Source organism: Pseudarthrobacter sp. 1C304, from assembly GCF_052245515.1.
GTDB lineage: Bacteria > Actinomycetota > Actinomycetes > Actinomycetales > Micrococcaceae > Arthrobacter.
Map to the genome: position 1 here is coordinate 517,078 of NZ_JBQQCH010000002.1, position 19,872 is coordinate 536,949.

11 protein-coding genes are annotated in these 19,872 nt (G+C 71.0%); 8 read left to right on the plus strand and 3 right to left on the minus strand.

Translation table 11 applies throughout. The features are described 5' to 3' along the window. Positions 1 to 40 precede the first annotated feature (40 nt). From ACTWQD_RS06485 to ACTWQD_RS06515, 7 genes are all read left to right on the plus strand, one after another. Entirely contained in the window at positions 41 to 10,804 is a 10,764-nt protein-coding gene (locus ACTWQD_RS06485) for an amino acid adenylation domain-containing protein (RefSeq protein WP_443195321.1), read from the plus strand. A 64-nt stretch (positions 10,805 to 10,868) separates the two neighbouring features. After that, positions 10,869 to 11,081 carry an MbtH family protein gene (locus ACTWQD_RS06490; protein ID WP_443195322.1) on the plus strand — a complete coding sequence of 71 codons (213 nt, stop codon included), beginning with the start codon at positions 10,869 to 10,871 and terminating at the stop codon, positions 11,079 to 11,081. After that, entirely contained in the window at positions 11,078 to 12,085 is a 1,008-nt protein-coding gene (locus tag ACTWQD_RS06495) for an ATP-binding cassette domain-containing protein (RefSeq protein WP_443195323.1), read from the plus strand. Before ACTWQD_RS06490 ends, ACTWQD_RS06495 begins: the two co-directional genes overlap by 4 nt. After that, the gene (locus ACTWQD_RS06500; RefSeq protein ID WP_443195324.1) at positions 12,082 to 12,882 is read left to right on the plus strand and encodes an ABC transporter permease; all 801 of its coding nucleotides are present in this window, start codon (positions 12,082 to 12,084) and stop codon (positions 12,880 to 12,882) included. The genes ACTWQD_RS06495 and ACTWQD_RS06500 overlap by 4 nt, the downstream gene beginning before the upstream one ends. Beyond that, positions 12,879 to 13,700, plus strand: coding sequence for a 4'-phosphopantetheinyl transferase family protein (locus ACTWQD_RS06505; RefSeq protein WP_443195325.1), 822 nt, complete (start codon positions 12,879 to 12,881; stop codon positions 13,698 to 13,700). The genes ACTWQD_RS06500 and ACTWQD_RS06505 overlap by 4 nt, the downstream gene beginning before the upstream one ends. Before the next feature lie 31 nt (positions 13,701 to 13,731). Then, on the plus strand, positions 13,732 to 14,997 hold the full coding sequence (locus ACTWQD_RS06510; protein WP_443195326.1) for an MFS transporter: 1,266 nt from the start codon (positions 13,732 to 13,734) through the stop codon (positions 14,995 to 14,997). Continuing rightward, entirely contained in the window at positions 14,994 to 15,674 is a 681-nt protein-coding gene (locus ACTWQD_RS06515; RefSeq protein ID WP_443195327.1) for a FadR/GntR family transcriptional regulator, read from the plus strand. Before ACTWQD_RS06510 ends, ACTWQD_RS06515 begins: the two co-directional genes overlap by 4 nt. A gap of 75 nt (positions 15,675 to 15,749) precedes the next feature. Here ACTWQD_RS06515 and ACTWQD_RS06520 read toward each other — a convergent pair whose 3' ends face one another. Continuing rightward, positions 15,750 to 16,286: a hypothetical protein gene (locus ACTWQD_RS06520; RefSeq protein ID WP_443195328.1), complete on the minus strand. Its 537-nt coding sequence runs from the start codon at positions 16,284 to 16,286 to the stop codon at positions 15,750 to 15,752. 135 nt (positions 16,287 to 16,421) lie between these two features. Between ACTWQD_RS06520 and ACTWQD_RS06525 the strand changes: the two genes are divergently transcribed. Further along, the gene (locus tag ACTWQD_RS06525; protein ID WP_443195534.1) at positions 16,422 to 17,243 is read left to right on the plus strand and encodes a DUF1206 domain-containing protein; all 822 of its coding nucleotides are present in this window, start codon (positions 16,422 to 16,424) and stop codon (positions 17,241 to 17,243) included. An 8-nt stretch (positions 17,244 to 17,251) separates the two neighbouring features. Here ACTWQD_RS06525 and ACTWQD_RS06530 read toward each other — a convergent pair whose 3' ends face one another. Both ACTWQD_RS06530 and ACTWQD_RS06535 read right to left on the minus strand, forming a co-directional pair. Then, a complete protein-coding gene (locus tag ACTWQD_RS06530; protein WP_443195329.1) occupies positions 17,252 to 18,256 on the minus strand; it encodes a DNA topoisomerase IB in 1,005 nt (334 codons plus the stop codon). Positions 18,257 to 18,415: 159 nt separating this feature from the next. Further along, positions 18,416 to 19,870, minus strand: a complete 1,455-nt coding sequence (locus ACTWQD_RS06535; RefSeq protein ID WP_443195330.1) for an FAD-dependent oxidoreductase — start codon at positions 19,868 to 19,870, stop codon at positions 18,416 to 18,418. Positions 19,871 to 19,872: the final 2 nt, after the last annotated feature.

Below are 19,872 nucleotides of genomic sequence, written 5' to 3' on the forward strand. Positions count from 1 at the left end.
AACCCGCCCGCCGCGCCCCCTCGAGCACCCGAGAAGGAACATGTCCCCGAAACTGAATGCCCTGCCCGACAACTCCGACGGCCGGCTCGATCTGAGTCCCGCCCAGCGAGGCATCTGGTATGCGCAGCAGCTGGCGCCGGAGAACCCGATGTACCAGATCGGACAGTTCGTCGAAATCGAGGGGCCACTCGAAGTGCCGGCCCTGGCCGACGCCGTCGCGCGGGCCGTGGCCGAAACGGACGCCCTCAACATGGCGTTCGGCGAGGACCACGCGGGCCCGTTCCAGCGTCCGCGGCCCAACGCGGCGGACCTTGTGGTGACGGACCTGAGCGGTGCCCACGACCCGGAGGCTGAAGCCCGGGTGCTGATGGACTCGGACCTGGGCCTCGCCCGAGACGTCGTTGCGGATGAACTGCTCCACACCGAGCTCATCAAGCTCTCCGAGGAGAGGTATCTCTTCTACCAGCGGGTCCACCACCTCATGCTTGACGGCTACTCGGCCGTGCTGGTGCTCCAGCGCGTGGCGGAGCTGTATGACGGGCTGCTGGCGAACAAGGAGAACCCGGGGAGCACAGACACCCCGGCCTTCGGTGCCCTGATCGAACTCCTGGCCGCCGAAAAGGACTATGCAGGATCGGATGCCGCCGACGCGGACCACGCCTACTGGAAGGGCCAACTGCAGGACGCCCCTGCCGCGGCAGGGCTGGCCGGCCGGCCTGCGGGCGCGGCCAGCTCGCTGGTCCGCGCCGCCAGGACGCTGCCGGCCACCGCCGCCACCGCGCTTCAGTCCGCCGCTGGCTCGGCGCCTGCGCTGGTGCTCACCACCGCAGCCCTGTACCTGCACCGGATCACCGGCGAGCCCGACGTCTCGGTCGCCCTTCCCGTGACCGCGCGCCGCGGCAAACTGGCGAAATCGACGCCGTCGATGCTGTCCAACGTCGTGCCCGTCCGGATCGCCGTTGATCCCGGCACCACGGTCCGCGACACCATCAGCGCCATGGGCGCCACGCTCCGCGCAGCGGTGATCCACCAGCGCGGCCGCTTCGAGGACCGCAACGCCCACAGCGGCTACCGCGGCCCTTCGGTCAACATTCTGCCCGTCCTGGACGACATCAGCTTCGGCCCTGCCCGCGGCACCATGAACATCCTGTCCACCGGCCCCATCGATGACCTCTCGATCATCATCCACGGCCTCGGTGCCGGGCCCGCCGGCGCGGACACGGCCGCCGGCACGGGACAGGGACGCCCACCTCGGCCCAGAGTCCAGTTCGAAGCCAACGCCGCCCTCTACAGCACGCCGCAACTGGAGGAGCATCTGGACCGTTTCGTCCGGCTCCTCTCCGAGGTCGCCACCCGGCCCGAATCCCTTCTCGCCGCCCTGTCGGTAACCACCGCAGTCGAGGAACGCTCCCTGCTGGCCGCCGGAGATGCCGGAGACACCGCCCTTCCCCGGCACACTGTCGTGGAGGAATTCCGTATCAGCGCCCGGGAGTCCGGCTCCCGGACCGCCGTCGTCGCGCCTGATGGCGAACTCACCTTCGACGAGCTGGAATCCCGCTCCAACCAGCTCGCCCGGTTCCTCAAAAGCCACGGGGCGGGCCCGGGACAGACCGTCGCCGTCCGGCTGGACCGCAGTGTGCTGTTGCCGGTCGCGATCCTGGCGATCCTGAAGTCCGGGGCTGCGTACCTGCCGCTTGACCCGGACTACCCCGCGGGCCGGGTCGAGGGCATGCTCGACGATGCCGCCCCGGTCCGGCTGCTGACCTCCTCCGCGTTCACCGATGCGGACTCCGGCCACGCGGAACTCGCCACGGACGTGCCCGTCACCGTGCTGGATGCGGCCCTTATGGTGTCCTGCCTGGCTGCCAAGGACGGGTCGGCGCCGGAATCCCCGGCCGGGCAACAGGATCTGGCCTACGTCATCTTCACGTCCGGCTCCACCGGACGGCCCAAGGGCGTCGGCGTCGAGCATCTCGCCCTGCTGAACCTCTACACCGCCCACCGGGACAGCATTTTCGTGCCCGCGGAAGAGCGGCTGGGACGGAAACTGAGAGTGGCGCACACCGCCGGACTCTCCTTCGACGCGTCCTGGGACCCCATTCTCTGGCTCATCGCAGGCCATGAACTGCACCTCGTGGACAACCACACCCGCCGCGACCCGGAAGCACTCAGCAGCTACCTGGCCGCCGCGGCCATCGACTCGATCGAGACCACCCCGTCCTTCGCGAAGGTGCTGCTGGCCGGCGGCCTGTTCGACCAGGACACCCACCCGTCCGTGGTGGCCCTGGGCGGCGAAGCCGTGGATCCCCCGCTGTGGAGCGCCCTCGCAGAGAAGGACGGGCTGATGGCCTACAACTTCTACGGCCCCACCGAGACCACGGTCGATTCGCTCACCGCCGTGATGCACCCCGGCACTGGGCCGACCTTGGGCGGCTCGGTGGCCAACAGCCGGCACTACATCCTGGACTCCGGCCTGAACCCGGTGCCCGTCAACGCCGTCGGCGAACTCTACGTCGCCGGCATCAACCTGGCCCGCGGCTACCTCGACCAGCCCGGGCTCAGCGCCGAACGGTTCGTTGCGGACCCGTTCGTCTCAGACGGCTCCCGCATGTACCGGACGGGCGACGTCGTCCGTCGTCTTCCGGACGGGACGCTGGAGTTCCGGGGACGCATGGACGCCCAGGTCAAGATCCGCGGTTTCCGGATCGAGCCCGCCGAAATCGAAGAGGTCCTCCGCGGCCTCGACGGTGTGGAACACGCCGCCGTCGCCGTCACCAAGAACCGCGCCGGCTACGACCAACTGCTCGGCTATGTCACCGCCGCCGGGCAAGACGGTGCCGGTCTGGATACAGCGGAACTGGACACGGCGGAACTGCGCCAGCTCCTCCGGCGGCAGCTGCCGGACTACATGGTGCCCGCCGCCGTGCAGCAGATTGCGGCCATCCCGCTGACCGCCAACGGCAAGCTGGACACCCGGGCGCTGCCCGCGCCGGAAGCGGAAGCCACCGGCACCGCGCCGCGCACCGAGCGGGAACGGATCGTGGCCGAGGCTTTCAAGGAAGTCCTCGGGCTCGACGCCGTGGGGCTCGAGGATGACTTCTTCGACCTCGGCGGCCACTCCCTGCTGGCAACCCGGCTGGTGGCCCTGCTCCGGGACCGGACCGGCGCCGCCCCGGCGCTGCGGACCGTGTTTGAACAGGCCACTGTGGCGGCCCTCGCCGAGACGCTGGAGCTCGGATCCGGCTCCGCGAACCCGCTCCAGCCGGCGGACCGCCCGGCCGTCATCCCGCTGTCCTTCGCCCAGCGCCGGCTCTGGTTCCTGAACCGGTTCGACCCCGGATCCGGTGCCTACAACATCCCCGTGGTGCTGGAGCTCAAGGGTCCCCTGGACGTTCACGCCCTGCATGGCGCCATCAACCAGGTCACGGACCGGCACGAAACGCTGCGCACCATCTTCCCGGTGGTGGACGGCGAGCCCGCCCAGCAGATCCTCTCCCCCGGCGAGCGCCCGGTGGAGCTCCTGGCGGTGCAGTGCACCGCGAACGGCCTGGCCGGGGCCCTCGCCGCGGAAACGCGGCGGGGCTTCGACGTCACCCTGGAGCTGCCGCTCCGCGCCGTCCTGTTCCAGCTGGCTCCGGACCATCATGTGCTCGCCATGACGCTGCATCACATCGCCGCGGACGGCTGGTCCCTGGCCCCGCTGGCGCAGGACCTCTCCCTCGCCTACAACGCCCTGGCCGCCGGAACGGACGTACCGTGGGCGCCGCTTCCCGTACAGTACGCCGACTACACCCTGTGGCAGCGCGGGGAACTGGGCAGCGAGGACGACGCCGCGAGTGCCATCTCCCGCCAGCTCGATTTCTGGACCCGCGAACTGCGCGGCGCCCCCGAGGAGTTGCGGCTCCCGTTCGACTTCGTCCGCGGCGCGCAGGCCGACGCCCAGCCGGCGTCGTCCGTTCCCCTGGCCATCCGCCCGGAGACCGCCGCCCGGCTCAACGCGCTGGCCCGGAAACACAACGCCAGCCTCTTTATGGTGCTGCAGGCCGCACTCGCGGCCCTGCTCACCAAGTCCGGCGCGGGCGAGGACATCCCGCTGGGCACGCCGGTGGCCGGCCGGACGGACACCCGGCTCAACGAGCTGGTGGGCTTCTTCGTCAACACCCTGGTGCTGCGGACCAACACGTCCGGGAATCCCTCCGCCGCCGAGCTGGTGCAGAGCGTCAGGTACACCAACCTGCACGCCTACGCCAACCAGGACGCACCTTTTGAGCGCGTGGTCGAGGAGCTCAACCCGGCCCGGTCCCAGCACCGCCACCCGCTTTTCCAGGTAATGCTCACGCTGCAGAACACGGCGGCGGCCGGGCTCGCCATGGACGGGCTCGAGGCCACCGCGGACCTCAGTCAGGAACCGGGCGGGGCCAAGTTCGACCTGCTCCTGGACCTGATTGAAGTGGGCCCCGTAGAAGAGGGCACCGTCGCAGGCGGACCCGCGGAAGACGCCGCGGCCGGCATCCGCGGCACCCTTGCCTATAACCCGGCCCTGTTCACCCGCGCCACCGTCGAGCAGCTCGTGGCCGGCTACGTGGCCGTGATCGAGCAGTTCGCGGCGGATCCCGGGATCACGCTGGACCGGCTCCGGATCCAGTCCCCGGAACAGCACCGGCTCGCCCTGGCGCAGAGCCTCCGGTCCGAGCCCGCCGCGTCGGACGCGGACGGGTACGCCACCGTCGTCGAGGCCTTCCGGGCCACGGCGGACCGGACGCCGGAGGCCATGGCGCTCATCGACGCCGCCGGAACCGAGGGCGGTGCCAGCTTCGGCCGGCTTCACAGCCGTGTCCGGGCCCTCGCGAAGGGGCTGCTGGCCTCCGGGGTGGAGCCGGGCGACCGGGTGGCCGTGGCCCTGCCGCGGACGTCCGACGCCGTTCCTGCCGCGCTGGCCGTGCTGTCCGCGGGCGCGGTCTACATCCCGGTGGACCTCTCCTACCCGGAGGACCGGATCCGGATGATCCTCGAGGACGGGGCTCCCGCCGTCGTGATCTCCGGCGCCCCGGCGCCAGGTGGGTACGGCTCCGGGCATCCGCGGACGCTCGACGTCGACGCCCTCCTGGCAGCGGGTGCCGGCGTGTCAGACGATGCCCTGGCCCAGCGCCGCCCGGGCCCCGAGGATCTGGCGTACGTGCTCTACACCTCCGGTTCTACCGGCCGCCCCAAGGGTGTGGCCGTCCCGCACGGTGCCCTGGCGAACCTTTACCGGCACCACCACCGCACCCTCTACGCGCCGCGCTTCGCGGCAGCCGGCCCGGACGGCACTGTCTCCGTGGCCCACATCGCCGGCCTCGGCTTCGACGCCGCGTGGGATCCGATGCTGTGGCTGATCGCCGGAGCGGAACTCCACCTTGTGGCCGATGAGGTCCGCAGCGACGCCGAATCGCTGGCCGCCTACTGCCGCAGCCACGGCATCGATGTTCTGGAAACAACGCCGTCCTACGCCGACCTGCTGCTGCAGAGCGGCCTGCTGGACCCCTCCCGGGAGCACCCCCTGGTCCTGGCTCTCGGCGGCGAGGCGGTGTCCGCCGGGCTCTGGACGCGGCTTTCGTCGACGCCGGAGGTCTCGGCCCACAACTTCTACGGCCCCACCGAGTTCACGGTGGACTCGGTGACGGCGGAGATCAGCGGCGGAGCACCGGTGATCGGCCGCGGCATCGCCCACACGGACACCTTCGTCCTGGACCAGTACCTGGCCCTCGCCCCGGCCGGCGTTCCCGGCGAGCTGTACCTCGCCGGCCCCGGCATGGCCCGCGGCTACGATCGGCGTCCCGCCGAGACAGCCAGCCGGTTCGTGGCCAATCCCTTTGCCGCCGACGGCAGCCGGATGTACCGCACCGGCGACCTGGTGCGGCGGGCACAGGACGGCTCGCTGGAGTTCCTATCCCGCACGGACGAGCAGATCAAGGTCCGCGGCTTCCGGATCGAACTTGGCGAGATCGAGGCCGCCCTGTCCTCCCACCCGGACGTGGAACGGGCCGTTGCCGTGCCCGACGGCGAGCCGGCCCACCGCATTGTGGCCTACTACACGGGCACCGCCGGGGCCGGCGAGCTCCGCGCCCGGGCCGCCGGCACGCTGCCCGATTACATGGTGCCGGCGGTCTTTATCCAGCTGCCCGCGATCCCGCTGACAGCGCACGGCAAGCTGGACCGGAAAGCCCTCCCGGACCCGGCTGCCGGCACCGGCGCGGGTACCGGCACCGCTCCCGCCACCGCAGATGAACGAACCATGTGCGGGATCTTCGCCCAGGTCCTGGGCGTGGACGAGGTCTCCCTGGACGACGACTTCTTTGTCCTGGGCGGCCACTCGCTGCTCGCCGTCGCCATGATGGGCGGCATCCGCGATGCGTTCGGCACCGACCTGCCGCTGCGCACGCTCTTCGATGAGCCCACTCCCGCCGGGCTGCTGGCAGCGGCCCAGCGGCAGACAGGCACCACCGGTTCCCCGGCGGCGCCGGGCTCCGCAGGCTCTGACGGGTCCGTAGCCTCCGTGGATGACGCAACGACGCCGGCAACCGCGCCGGACAGTGCGGGGCCGGACAGTGCGGAACCGGATGCTGCGGAGCGGAAGCCCGCGGCAGCGCCGGTCCCGCTCACGGACTGGCTGGCCGGGACCGCATCAGTCCGTCCCGCGCGTCTTCCGCTCTCCTTCGCCCAGTCCCGGATGTGGTTCCTCAACCAGTTGGACCCGGGCTCGGCCGACTACAACATCTCCCTGGCCGTGCGCCTCACCGGGGATCTCGACGAGCGAGCGCTGGCCGCCGCCGTCGGCGCCCTGTTCCGCCGCCACGAAGTCCTCCGGACGGTTTACCCGGAGACCGGTGGCGTGCCGGAGCAGCTGGTGGTGGACCCGGCCGACGCCGCCCACGCCGGCGGCATGCGCCTGTCCGTCAGCCCCGCCGCGGACCCGGCCGAGGTTCCGGGCCTGCTCCGCGACGATGCGGGGCGCGGCTTCGACGTCCGGTCCGACCTGCCGCTGCGGGCCAGGCTGATTCCGGTGGCGTCCGGTGGCGCCCCGCAGTGGGTCCTGCACCTGGTGATGCACCACATCGCCAGCGACGGCGCGTCCCTGGCCCCGCTGGCCCGCGACCTGTCCGCCGCCTACACGGCCGCCCGCGGCGGGGACCCGGAGCGGGCCCCGGAGCAAGCAACAGCAGCCGGCCCTGAGCCCCTGCCCCTGCAGTATGCCGACTACGCCATCTGGCAGCGGCAGCAGCTCGACAGCACAGCCCTGGGCGCCAAGCTCGGCCACTGGAGCCGCGCCCTGTCCGGCGTACCGGCAGAGTTGACGCTCCCGGCGGACCACCGCCGGCCGCGCGAATCACGCCAGCCCGGGCGGCAGCTGGCCTTCCGGCTCGACCCGGCCGGCGTCACCGCGCTCAACGGCCTGGCCTCGGCGTCGAACGCCAGCCTGTTCATGGCGCTCCACGCCGCCCTGGCCGCCTTCCTGCACCGCAGCGGCGCCGGCGACGACCTGGTCATCGGCTCCCCGACGGCGGGCCGGACGGATCCGGCGCTGCGCAGCCTGGTCGGCTTTTTCGTCAACACGCTGCCGCTGCGGGTGGACGCGGCGGGAGATCCCAGCCTGCGCACCATGCTCGGCCGCTCACGGGAGAGCATCCTGGCAGCTTTCGACCATGACGACGTTCCCTTCGAACGGCTGGTCGAGGCCGTGAACCCGGACCGTGAGCTGGGCCGCCACCCGCTGTTCCAGACCATGCTCACCGTGGACAACGACGCGCCGGCCGTCCCGCAACTGCCCGGCGTCGAGGTGGCGCCCGAGCCGGAGACGGCGTCGGGTGAAGCCAAGTTCGATCTCTCCTTCACGTTCCGGCCCGACGGCGGAACCCCCGCCGTCGAGGGCAACAGCGTCGGGCTCGCCGGCACGCTCGACTACAACGCGGCCATGTTCGAGGAGTCAACCGCACGGCGTCTGGCCGACAGCTTCGGCCGGTTCCTGGAACTTGCCGCCGCTGCCCCGGAGACGCCGGTGTCCCTGCTCCCCATGCTCGGGGCGGAGGAATCCCAGGCACTGATGGAGGCCACCGCGGGATCCCGCTCCGGCCCCGCCGCCGGAACGGCCGACGCCGAGCCCGGCATCCTGGCGGCCTTCGCCGCGACGGTCCGCGCCACCCCGGAGGCCACCGCCCTGGTGGCGGAGGACGGAAGCCTCAGCTTCGCGGGCCTCGCTGCCGCGGCAGCCCGGATCGCCGCCGCCCTGGCCGGGGCGGGAGTCAGCCGCGGCGACGTGGTGTCCGTGCTGATTCCCCGCTCGCGCGGGACGGTCGAAAGCCTGTTCGGCGTGCTGGCCGCCGGCGCCGCCTACAACCCGATTGACACCGAATACCCGGACGAGCGGGCGTCTGCCATCCTGGCGGACGCGGCTCCCCCGGTGGTGCTGACCAGCCGCGCCGTGGCCGCAAGGCTTGGCCAGCTCCTCGCGGGGCTGGCGGTCCGGCCGCAGGTGCTGGTCCTGGAAGACCTCGCGGCAGCATCCGAGGCCGTGGACGCCGGCACCGGCACGGCTGCGGCTGCCGGGCTGGACGCCTTCCCCGAGCCGGACCCGCGCGAGCTGGCCTACGTCATGTTCACGTCCGGTTCCACCGGCCGGCCGAAGGGCGTCGAGGTAAGCCACGGGGCACTGGCGGCGCTGCTTGGATCCCACCGCGAGACCCTGCTCGCCGGCGTCGAACGCCGGCGCGTCGCCCACACGACGGGCGTCGGCTTCGACGCCTCCTGGGACCCGATCCTGTGGCTGGTGGCCGGCCACGAGCTGCACCTGATCGGCGACGAGACCCGCCGCGACTCCCGGCAGCTCGCCGCCTACTTCGCCGGGCACGGCATTGGCGCGTGGGAAACCACCCCCGGCTACCTGCGCCAGCTCCTTACCGAGCCGGAGTTCACCGGGCTGCTCGACTCGCACGCCGCCGGGACCACCCGGACCGGACGCTTCAGCCTGGCCCTCGGCGGGGAAGCGTTCGACGCCGGGCTGTGGGACACGGTCGCAGCGCACCCCGGCGTCCGGGCGTGGAACCTCTACGGCCCCACAGAGGCCGCCGTGGACACCGTCCTGGCCCGCGTCACCGAAACCGGCGGACCCGTGCTGGGTCAGCCCACGGCGGGCACGCGCCTCTACGTCCTGGATGACAGGCTGCAGCACACCCTGCCAGGTGCGGCCGGCGAACTCTACGTTGCCGGCCGGCAGCTGGCCCGCGGCTACCGGGGCCGCCCGGAACTGACTGCGGAGCGCTTCATCGCGGACCCCTTCGCCGGCGGCGGCGAGCGGATGTACCGCACCGGCGACGTGGTCTACCGGCATGCCGACGGGCGGCTGGTCTTCGCCGGGCGCAACGATGACCAGCTGAAGATCCGCGGCTTCCGGGTGGAACCCGGCGAGGTGGAGCAGGCCCTGCGCAGCGCCCCCGGCGTCAGCGCCGCCGTCGTCCGCTCCATCGGCGACACCGGCGGAACCGACGGCGGCACCCGCCTGGTCGGTTACATCGTCCCGGCCGAATCCGTGGCGGACCCGGGAAACCTGCCCGACGCCGGCGCCCTGGCTGACGCCGCCCGCCACCACGTGCGGGGGCTGCTGCCGGACTACATGGTGCCCGCCGCGGTCGTGGTGATTGCGGAGGTGCCGCTGACAGCGCACGGCAAAGTGGACGCGGCCGCGCTGCCCGACCCCGGCAGCACCGCCCGCAGTGCCGGGCAGGGCCCGCGGACTCCCCGCGAGAAGACGGTTGCCGGGATCTTCGCCGACATTCTGTCACTGGAGCGGTGCGGCGTGGACGAATCCTTCTTCGAACTCGGCGGGCATTCCTTCCTGGCACAGCCCCTGATTGCGAAGGTCAACTCAGCGCTCGGCACGGACCTGACGGTCCAGTCGTTGTTCCGCGCTCCCACAGTAGAGGGACTGCTCCGCGAGGCCGCCAAGGGTGCGGACGAAGGCGCCGCGGACAGCCTCCGCCAGCTGCTGCCGCTGCGGACCGCCGGAAGCAAGCCGCCGCTCTTCGCCGTGCACCCGGCGTCCGGCATCAGCTGGGCCTACGCCTCGATGCTGGGCAGGCTGGATCCGGAACGGCCCCTGATGGGCCTGCAGATGCCGGGCATGGAACCCGGACGGACCCACCCGGTCGGGGCCGGAAGCCTGACCGAGCTGGCGGATGACTACATCGCGCAGCTGCGCTCCGTGCAGCCAGAGGGCCCGTACCACCTGATGGGCTGGTCCTTCGGCGGGCACCTGGTGCACCGGCTGGCCACCCGCTTGCAGGAAATCGGCGAAGAGGTGGCCTCCCTGGCCATCCTCGACGCCTTCCCGGGCAACCAGGAGGACAACGCCGGTGTCGGGACCGGCCCGGAGCTCTGGGCCGCCTACCTCGACGCGCAGGGCTACGACGTCCCGGACGCGGACAAGGATGGGATGGACGCGCGGCGTGCCCAGGAAATCCTGCGCGGGCACCACAACCCGCTGGGCACCGTGCCCTTGGACTCGGTCAGCGCCATGGTGGAGAACTTCCCGGAGCTGGCACGGCTGATCCGGGGCGAGCAGCCGCAGGTGTTCGACGGCGACCTGCTGTTCTTCCGGGCCACCCGCGACGTGCCCCACGGCACCCCCGGCAGCAGCACCTGGCAGCCGTTCATCACCGGCACCATCACCGAGGTGGAGGTCGATGAGCGGCACTCACAGATCCTCAGTGACCGGGGTCTCAGCGCAATTATGCCCGCGCTGGCCATCCAGTTGGGCGGCGGGACCGAATAACCAGTGATGCCTCTGCTCCATCCGGGGGGCTTTCCGAACTTCAGAACCGACAGGAAAGGTCAACGTGACGAATCCATTCGATGACAGGTCCGCAACGTTCTCCGTGCTCGTGAATGAGTACCAGCAGCACTCCCTCTGGCCCGACTTCGCGGCGGTGCCGCAGGGGTGGGTGGCCATGTTCGGACCGGACAGCCGAGAAGCGTGCCTCGACTACGTGGCCCAGACCTGGACGGACATGGCCCCGCGGAAAGTCGCCGATCTCGCCGCCGCTCAGTGATCCGGGTCGAGAACGTCAGCAAGAGCTTCGGCACCTTCAAGGCCCTGGACGGCCTCTGCCTGCACGCCGGCGAAGGGACCGTCCTGGGCCTGCTGGGACCGAACGGCTCCGGCAAGACCACCACCGTCAAAGTCCTCACCACCCTGCTATCCCCGGACAGCGGTGACGCCCGGATCGCCGGGCACTCCGTCCTGAGCCACCCGGACCAGGTGCGCCGGAACCTCGGCCTGTCCGGCCAGTACGCCGCCGTGGACGAAAAACTCACGGCCTATGAGAACCTGCGCATGGTGGGCCGGCTCTACGGCATGAACCGGCGCACCGCCGCGGCCCGGGCGCACGAACTGCTCAGCAGCTTCCGGCTCACGGACGTGGCGGGCAAGCGCTCCGGCACCTTCTCCGGCGGCATGCGGCGGCGGCTGGACCTCGCCGGGGCCATCGTGGCCCGGCCCAAGGTGGTGGTCCTGGACGAACCCACCACCGGGCTGGACCCGCGCGGACGGCTCGACACCTGGGACGTTGTGTCCAGCCTGGTGGCGGACGGCACCACCGTGCTCCTGACCACGCAATACCTTGAGGAAGCCGACCGGCTGGCGGACCACATCGCGGTCATTAACCACGGCCGCGTCATCGCCGAGGGCACCGCGACGGAACTGAAGCAAAGCGCCGGTTCGGAACGGATCGACGTCGTGCTGCGCAACCCGGCGGACCTGGCCGCTGCCGCCGGAGTGCTGGAACGGGCCGCAGGTCCGGGGATCAAGGCCGAACAGGACCCGCAAAACCTGCGTGTCTCGATCGCCGCCCCCGAAGGCCACCGGCTGCTGGTCCGGGTGCTGTCTGAGCTGGAGGACCGCGCCCTGCCGGTGGACGAGGCCGCGCTCCGCCGCCCCACCCTGGACGACGTGTTCCTGCAGCTCACCGGCCACGCCGCAGCCGCTGCCGCGGAGGCACAGGCATCGGACGGCCAGGCGATCGAGGCTCCAGCGAAGGCCGGGGTGCCCGCATGAGCGCCGTCGCCGCAGCCGCCCGCGACAGCTCCGTCATTGCCCGCCGCAACCTCATCAACGTCCTGCGGACCCCCGGGGCGCTGGTCACGGGCATTGTGCAGCCGGTGATGTTCGTGCTGCTGCTGGGCTTCGTGTTCGGCGGCACCCTCGGCGGGGACCAGTACCGCAGCTACCTGATCGGCGGGATCCTGGCCCAGACCCTGACGTTCAATGCCTCGTTCACAGCCGTTTACCTGGCCAAGGACCTCCAGCTCGGGCTGATTGACCGCTTCCGGTCGCTGCCGATGTCCCGCGTCGCGGTGATCCTGGGCCGTACCTCCTCCGACCTGTCCACCAGCGTGCTGTCCGTTGCCGTGACCCTGCTGTGCGGCGTGGCCATTGGCTGGCGGATCACCACCGGCCCGGCTTCCGCGCTCGCTGCACTGGCCCTGCTGCTCCTGTTTGCCTTTGCCGTCTCCTGGATCGGGGCCGTGATCGCCCTGACGGCCAGGAGCGTTGAAGTGGCGCAAAGCCTGGGGCTCGTGTGGCTGTTCCCGGTCACGTTCGTCTCCGGCGCCTTCGTGTCCGTCAGTTCCCTGCCCGGTCCGCTCCGCGCGATTGCGGAATGGAATCCGGTCACGGCTGTCGCCACTGCTGCCCGCGAGCTCTTTGGCAACGCGGCCCCGGCCGGCTTCGGCACCCCGGGCGGCTGGCCGGCGGAGAACGCCGTCCTCTACTCGGTGCTGTGCAGCGTGGGCATCATCGCCGTCTTCGCGCCGCTGGCGATCGCGCAGTACCGCCGGATCAGCAAACGGTGACGACGACCGGCAGCCGTGCCGGCGGGATTGAGTATGTGGTGGCGCCGTCTGCCGCTGTGCAGGACGCCGCTGGCGTGTGCGCCGGTGGCCTTGGCTCCGCCGGCCTGGGCGCGTTCCTGTCGCCGCAGGAACGCGATGCCTTGGTCCGGTTCAGCCGCGCCGCGGACCGGCTGGACTACGCCGCGTCCCACGCCCTGTTCCGGCTCCTCGCGGCACGGCGGCTCGGGCTGGATCCCGCCGACGCCGCCTGGCTGGAGATCCGGCGCAGCTGCGCCACCTGCGGCAGCACGGAACACGGCAAGCCCTCCATCGACGGCGTCGCGCTGAGCATGTCCCGCAGCCATGGAACCGTCATGGCTGCGGCAGCCCCGGCCGGGACCAGCCTCGGCGCCGACGTCGAACAGGTTCCCAACGCGGTCTTCGCGGGCTTCGACGCCTTCGCGCTGGCCCCCGGGGAACAGCCCGGCAGCGAACACACCAGCGCGGAGGGGGCCGACGCCGGCCGCATCCGGCTGTGGGTCGCGAAGGAAGCTGTGCTGAAAGCGGCAGGGATCGGCCTGGCCGTGGATCCTTCTGCTGTGCGGCTGGTCCCGGCCGGGCCAGGCGGCACTGCCGGCCCCGGGTCATCGGCAGGTGAGGCACCGGGCACCCTGCGCGCGGAATGCGCCGACACTCCGTCCGTCCACGGGCTCCTGGTCACCTCAGCGCCGGCCCCTGCGGGGTACGCGGCCGCCGTCGCCGCCCCCGGCCTGCCCGGACCTGACAGCCTGCCCGGACGGGCCGTGTCATTGGCCGAGATATTCGCCACTAAAGTTTAGAACGCAAACATCAAACGTCTAACCTTTGGGTATGGCAAGCAGCATGGCGACGTCCGCCCTCCCCGAGACAGCACCTCCCGCCGTCGCGCGCGCATCCCGCGGCGTGGCGATTGCCGGCGTCGTCGCGATTGTGTTGATTGGCCTCAACCTGCGCGCCGGCATCACCGGCGCATCGGCCCTGCTGCACGACCTGCAGCAGGTGCTGGGCTACGGGCCGCTGGTGGCCGCCATCATCCCGTCGGTCCCCACCCTGTGCTTCGCCGTGGCCGGCGCCGCGACCTCCTGGCTCACCCGGCTCCTGGGCCTGGAAAAGGCCATCCTGCTGTCCCTGGTGCTGCTCGCGGCCGGCCTGCTGGTCCGCGGCATTCCGTCCACCGGCATGCTCCTCGCGGGCACCGTCGTCGGGATGTCCGGGCTGGCGATATGCAACGTGGCAATGCCGTCCTTCATCCGCGTCCATTTCGCGCACCGCACCTCCCTCATGACGGCGCTGTACACCGTGACCATGACCACCGGCGCCACCGTGGTCGCCGTCCTGATCGTCCCGGTGGCGCAGCAGCTCGGCTCGCCGTCGGCCGGCGTCGGGGCGATCGGCTTCCTGGCGCTGGGCGCCTGCCTGGGCTTCCTGCCGATCGCCCTGCACGCCCACCGCAACGCCCCCGCCGTCAAGGCCGGCCGGGTATCGCCCTGGCCCCTGCTGCGGACCCGCACCGGCGCCCTCATCACACTCGGCTTCACGGTCCAGGCGCTGCTGGCCTACGCCGTGCTCAGCTGGTTCCCCTACATGCTGGTCACGCTCGGACTCTCCGCCTCCGAGGGCGGCCTGATGTTCGGCCTGATGCAGCTGGTCTCCGTCCCGGCCGGCATGGTGCTGGTGGCGATCGGTTCACGGCCCCGGATGCAGCGCACCGCGTTCTACCTGGCCACGGTCACCATGGCCGCCGGAGTCCTGTCCATGCTGGTCCTCCCGGTCGTCTGGGCGCCGCTGACGGCGGTGCTGCTGGGCTTCGGGCTGGGCATCTTCCCGCTGGTGATGGTGATGATCAGCCGCAGCGGCCGCACCACCGCGGAGACGACGGCGTTGTCCACGGTGGCGCAGTCCGCCGGCTACCTGCTGGCAACGCTGGGCCCATTCGGCATGGGGCTGCTGCACAGCGCCACCGGGTCCTGGACGCTGCCGCTGGTCCTGCTGCTGGCCGTGGCACTGGGCCAGATCGCCGTCGGGCATCTGCTCACCGCCCGGGCGAAGGTGCCCCGGCGTACGGAACCGCAGCCGGCCGGAGAGGGGCACCGATGACACTGGGCACATCACACCGGCCGCCGCTGGTCGAGGAGGTCACCGCCAAGCTGCGGGAGCTGATCCACTCGGGCGAATGGCCGCTGCAGCAGCGTATTCCGGCCGAACCTGAACTGATGGCGGCCCTCGGCATCTCGCGCGGCACCCTGCGCGAGGCGGTGAAGGCGCTGGCGCACAGCGGCATGCTGGAAGTCCGCCGCGGGGACGGCACCTACGTCCGGGCCACCAGCGAAATCTCGGGCGCCGCCCGGCGCATGTACCGCGACCATTCCCAGGTGCACATCCTGGAGGTCCGGGTGGGCCTCGATACCCAGGCCGCCCGGCTGGCCGCCCGCCATGCGACGGACGACGACGTCGCAACGATGCGCGGGCTCCTGGAAACCCGGCGCACCGCGTGGCTGGCCGGGGACTTCAGCGCGTGGGCGCAGGCGGACTGGGACTTCCACGTCTTCGTGGCGCAGGCCTCGGGCAACCCGTTGCTGCACGAGCTCTACATCAGCTTCGGCGCCGTCTTCCATGCCGACCTGCTCCGGCAGCAGGGCCGCACCGGCTTCAACGGCCTCCCGCACGAAGGCCACGACGAACTCGCCGACGCCATCGCCGCGCACGACGAGGCGGCCGCCGTCGAGAGCGTGCAGCGGAACCTCAACTCCTGCGCGGAGTGGATCCAGCAGTAGCCGCAGCAAGAAGAAAGGCCCCCGCACCGGACGGAAAAGTCCGGTGCGGGGGCCTTCGCTGTGCGGCCGGGCGCGTTAGCGTGCGAGGCCCGCGAAAACATTCTTGGGGCGCTGCATTTCCCCGTGCTTGGCGCCGAGCACAATCACGGTGCCGGCGAAAACGGGAATGGCCCACTGGAGGACCTTCAGCTGCTGCTGGGCCGAACGGAGTTCCTCCGAGGCGCCGGGCTTGGGCTCCGTGGCGCCCTGGGCACCCTCGCTGGCCAGCTTGTCCACCTTGGCGCCCTGCAGCCCCGCGTACAGGCTGACTGCGGCACCGGCGAGCGTGACAACGGACTTGGCGACGCTGAGGCGCGTCACGCCGTCCTGCTTCGCCATGCGGCCCTTGTTCTCCCACATGATGGCGAGGCCGGAGACGAAGTGCGCGCCGAAAGCCGCCGTCTGGACGGGGGCCCACTTCTTCCAGCCGAGGCTGGACAGCCGGGTGCGTTCGGCCGGGTCCTTCGCCTCAGCCGTCGCCCCGTTCAATCCAATGGCGCCCATGAGCGAACCGCCGAACCAGGCGCCTGCGGTGAGATCGTGGATGGATCGGGCAACAAGATTACCTGCCATGTTGAGCTTCCTATCGTCTGCATTCGAACCGGGAACTGCCGCCTCCGGAAAGGCGGCGACCCGGCTATAGTAAGCACACTTATGAAGAACCTGATAGTTCCGGGCCCCAAGCCCGCCCTGCGTAGACTCGACGACATGGAAGGCGAGACCCTCGGTGATGCCGCTGACGCGGCGGAGGCCGCGTCGAACAGCGCGGCGCTCGACGTCGTCGCCCGTTCCGGTTTTGCCGTGATGGCGCTGCTGCACATCGTGATCGGGGCGATCGCCGTGGCACTGGTCCTCGGCGCCCCAGGCCAGGCCGAGCCCACCGGCGCGATCGAACAGCTCGCCGCCAACGCGTGGGGCCCGGCGGTCATGTGGGCGGGGTTCGTCGCCTGCGCCGGGCTCTCGCTGTGGCAGCTGAGCGAGGCCACGCTGCGGGCCAGGCACCTCCCCCGCGGGCAGCGCGTCGGCAAGCTCATTTCCTCGGGCTTCCTCAGTATCGCCTACGGCAGTGTGGGGCTGAGTTTCGCCAGGTTCGCAACGGGCAACCCGGGTGACTCCGGCGACTCCACCCGGGATTTCACCACCGCCCTGGTCCGCCACCCGTACGGGGTGCCGGCGCTGGTGGGCCTGGGCCTGACCATCATCGGGATCGGGATCTACTTCGTGGTCAAGGGCCTGGGGAAGAAGTTCAAGGAGGAACTGGCGCACTTCGAGGGCACCCGCCGGGGCCACCTGGTCAGCAGCCTGGGTGTTGCCGGCCACATCGCCAAGGGTGTGGCGCTGATGCTGACCGGGCTGCTGTTTGTCATTGCCGCGGCCACCAACGATCCCGCCTCCTCGACCGGCCTGGACGGGAGCCTCAAGGCCCTGCGGGACCACCCGTTCGGCCCTGCGCTGCTCCTGGCGATCGGGGCGGGCTTCATCGCCTACGGGGCGTTTGCGCTGGTGCGGGCCCGCTTCGGCCGGATGTAGGCAGCCGGCTACTGGCCGGCGGCCTTCCGCAGCGGGACCACATCACCCTCACGGTACAGCAACGCCCGGACCTCGGATTCGGCGGAGTCCAGCCGCTTCGGGTCGATGGTCTCCCCCGCGGCGAAGTGGTCCAGCACCCGGGGGTCCACGTAGCTCTTCCGGGCGATGGACGGCGTGTTGCCGAGGACCTCGGAGGCGTCCACCATGGCCCGGCTCACCGCGCGCTTGCGGGCCGCGACCTTGGGCTGCGGTCCGGTCCGCGCCAGGCTGGCCGCCGCGGCCACCGTCCCCCGCAGGGTGCGGAAGTCCTTGGCGGTGAAATCCTGGCCGGTGCGCTCCTTGACGTACTGGTTGATGTCGGAGCTGGACACCGGATGCCAGGTCCGGCCTTCCTTGTACGCCAGCAGGCGTGCGTTGCCGCCCCGGCGCTTGAGCTGTCGCACGACGGCGGCCAGGTCGGCGTCGGTGATCCGTGACTCCCAGGTCTTGCCGCTCTTGGCCGGGAAGCTGAGTTTGAGCACGTCCTTGCGCACGCTCACGTGGGCGCACAGCAGGGTGGCGAGGCCGTGGCTGCCGTTTTCGTTGGTGTACCGCTCGGAGCCCACCCGGAGTGAGCCGCTGTCCAGCATCCGGAAGGCGGCGGCCAGCACCCGCTCCCGGCCCAGGCCCTCGGAGCGCAGGTCCATGGTGACCAGGCGCCGCGCGGCCGGCAGGGTTTCGGCGAGCTGAAGGGACCGGTCGAACTTCATCCGGTCCTTCTTCTCGCGCCAGCCGGGGTGGTAGATGTACTGGCGGCGGCCCACGGCGTCGAGGCCGGTGGCCTGGATGTGCCCGTTGTCGTAGGGCGCGATCCAGACGTCCGTCCACGCCGGCGGGATGCCGATGCTCTCCAGCCGGTCCCGCACCGGCCCGGGCGGCAGGGTGGAGCCGTCCAGGTCCTTGTAGCTGAAGCCGGTCCCGGCGGCGACCCTGCGGTAGCCGCGGCCGGACGCGTTGCTGTGCCGGAGCCTCACCGCCCGGCTCCTGCCATGCGCTGTTCATCCATGACGGTAAGCCTACTGACTAAACCCCGGATTGCCGCCACCCAGAAAGCAACGCGGGGTCATTTCGCGCCCATAATCCCCTCCGGGATGGGCGTGGAATGACCCCGCGTTGCTTAAGTGAGGTGGGGATTAGACCTCCGCGGCCACCCCGCCGCGGGAAATCTCCACCATGTCCTCGCGCGGAACCACCTTGATGCGCTCGCGCTGGACGCTGCCGTCTTCGGCGCTGGCCTTCTCGCCGAGGGACCGCTCGTGCGCGTCCAGGGCCAGCCAGCCTTCCCAGCTGGTGTACTGCACGCCGCGGTTCTCCAGGAGCTCGACGACGGCGTCCGGCGCGGGTGCGGCGGCCAGCGGCAGGTTCCCGCAGTCCTCCAGCAGGTACGTCACGGTTTCCAGGGCGTCGCCCTTGGTGTGGCCGATCAGGCCCACCGGCCCGCGCTTGATCCAGCCGGTGGCGTAGAGGCCGGGCACGTGGGTGCCGGAGGCGTCCAGGACGCGGCCGCCGTCGTTCGGGACAACACCCTTGCTGTGGTCGAATTCGACCTCGGGCAGCGCGGACCCGAAGTAGCCGATGGCGCGGTAGACGGCCTGCACCGGGTAGTCGATGAACTCGCCGGTGCCGCGGGCGTTGCCGGTGCCGTCCAGTTCGGTGCGCTCGAACTTGATGCCGGCGACGCGGCCGGGGGTGGCGGCGTCGTCGTAGACCTCCACCGGGCTGTGCAGGAAGTGCAGGTGCAGGCGGCGGGAGGCCGTGAGCTCGGAGAGGTCCTCGGGCTGCTCGGCAATCCAGTTGGTGAGCGTGCCCACCATGGTCTTGGTCTGGTTGTTGCTCTGGATCTGGCGGTCCGATTCGGCGTCGAACTCGAAGTCCTCGGCGTAGAGGATGATGTCCACGTCCTTGGAGTGGGACAGCTCGCGCAGCTCCAGCGGGGTGAACTTCACCTGGGCGGGGCCGCGGCGCCCGAAGACGTGCACGTCCGTGACCGGGGAATCCTTCAGCGCGCGGTACACGTTGTCCGGGATTTCGGAGACCAGGAGATCGTCGGCGTGCTTGGAGAGCATCCGGGCGACGTCGAGGGCCACGTTGCCGTTGCCGATCACGGCGATTTCCTTGGCATCCAGGGGCCATTCCCGGGAGACGTCCGGGTGCCCGTCGTACCAGGAGACAAAGTCGGCGCCGCCGTAGGAGCCCTCGAGTTCGATGCCGGGGATGTTCAGGTCGGCGTCCTTGATGGCGCCGGTGGCGAAGATGACGGCGTCGTAGTGGGTGCGGAGGTCCTCGATGGAGAGGTCCGTGCCGTAGTCCACGTTGCCGAAGAAGCGGATGTCGCCGCGGTCCAGGACCTTGTGCAGGGCGTTGACGATGCCCTTGATGCGCGGGTGGTCCGGGGCCACGCCGTAGCGGATCAGGCCGTAGGGCGCCGGGTAGCGGTCGAAGAGGTCGATGCTCACCGTGAGCTCGCCGGACTTCACGGCCTCGCTCTTGGTCAGGATGTCCGCGGCGTACACACCGGCGGGTCCGGAGCCGACGACGGCGATGCGCAGCGGGCGGGCGGCAGTTCCTACAGGGGTGTTCGTTGACACGG

Bases quoted from the DNA above. Each gene is read 5' to 3' on its own strand.
- ACTWQD_RS06510 (WP_443195326.1), top strand. From the start codon at position 13,732: ATGGCAAGCAGCATGGCGACGTCCGCCCTCCCCGAGACAGCACCTCCC.
- ACTWQD_RS06515 (WP_443195327.1), top strand. From the start codon at position 14,994: ATGACACTGGGCACATCACACCGGCCGCCGCTGGTCGAGGAGGTCACC.
- ACTWQD_RS06520 (WP_443195328.1), bottom strand. From the start codon at position 16,286: ATGGCAGGTAATCTTGTTGCCCGATCCATCCACGATCTCACCGCAGGC.
- ACTWQD_RS06485 (WP_443195321.1), top strand. From the start codon at position 41: ATGTCCCCGAAACTGAATGCCCTGCCCGACAACTCCGACGGCCGGCTC.
- ACTWQD_RS06525 (WP_443195534.1), top strand. From the start codon at position 16,422: ATGGAAGGCGAGACCCTCGGTGATGCCGCTGACGCGGCGGAGGCCGCG.
- ACTWQD_RS06500 (WP_443195324.1), top strand. From the start codon at position 12,082: ATGAGCGCCGTCGCCGCAGCCGCCCGCGACAGCTCCGTCATTGCCCGC.